The following is a 1,044-nucleotide window of genomic DNA, read 5'->3' as shown; positions in this document are numbered from 1 at the left end:
CGGCCCCAGCCGCCGCACCGGACACCATGCGGACGCATGTTGTTGCTCGGCTGGTATCCCAATTGCGCCTAGACTCACCCCATGCCTGACATCGACGTGAAGCCGCGCAGCCGGGTCGTCACCGACGGGATCGAAGCCACCACCTCGCGTGGGATGCTCCGGGCCGTCGGCATGGGCGACGAGGACTGGGAGAAGCCGCAGATCGGGATCGCGTCCTCCTGGAACGAGATCACCCCCTGCAACCTGTCCCTCGACCGCCTCGCGCAGGGTGCCAAGGAGGGCGTCCACTCCGGCGGCGGCTACCCGCTGCAGTTCGGCACCGTCTCCGTCTCGGACGGCATCTCGATGGGCCACGAGGGCATGCACTTCTCCCTCGTCTCGCGCGAGGTCATCGCGGACAGCGTCGAGACCGTCGTGATGGCCGAGCGCCTCGACGGCACCGTGCTGCTCGCCGGCTGCGACAAGTCGCTCCCGGGGATGCTCATGGCAGCCGCGCGCCTCGACCTCGCGAGCGTCTTCCTCTACGCGGGCTCGGTCATGCCCGGGTACGTGAAGCAGGCCGACGGCTCCTTCAAGGAGGTCACGATCATCGACTCCTTCGAGGGGGTCGGCGCGTGCAAGGCCGGCAAGATCACCGAGGCCGAGCTCAAGGAGATCGAGTGCGCCATCGTCCCGGGCGAGGGCGCCTGCGGTGGCATGTACACGGCGAACACGATGGCGTCGGTCGCGGAGGCCCTCGGCATGTCGCTGCCCGGCTCGGCCGCGCCGCCGTCGGCCGACCGTCGCCGTGACTACTACGCGCACCGTTCGGGCGAGGCCGTCGTGAACATGCTCCGCAAGGGCATCACGGCGCGCCAGATCCTGACCAAGGAGGCCTTCGAGAACGCGATCGCCGTCGCGATGGCACTCGGAGGCTCGACCAACGTCGTGCTGCACCTCCTCGCCATCGCGCACGAGGCCGAGGTCGACCTCACCCTCGACGACTTCAACCGCATCGGCTCGAAGGTGCCGCACATCGCGGACATGAAGCCGTTCGGTCAGTAC

The 1,044-nt window shown here is 68.7% G+C and carries 1 protein-coding gene; it reads left to right on the top strand.

Annotation, left to right across the window (positions count from 1 at the left end; all coding sequences use genetic code 11):
• Nucleotides 1-81 precede the first annotated feature (81 nt).
• Nucleotides 82-1,044: dihydroxy-acid dehydratase (locus tag I59_RS01885; protein ID WP_022902424.1), on the top strand; the 963-nt coding region annotated here is incomplete at its 3' end.

Source organism: Curtobacterium sp. B8 (assembly GCF_000333315.1).
GTDB lineage: Bacteria > Actinomycetota > Actinomycetes > Actinomycetales > Microbacteriaceae > Curtobacterium > Curtobacterium luteum.
This window is presented reverse-complemented; position numbering and strand designations above follow the sequence as displayed.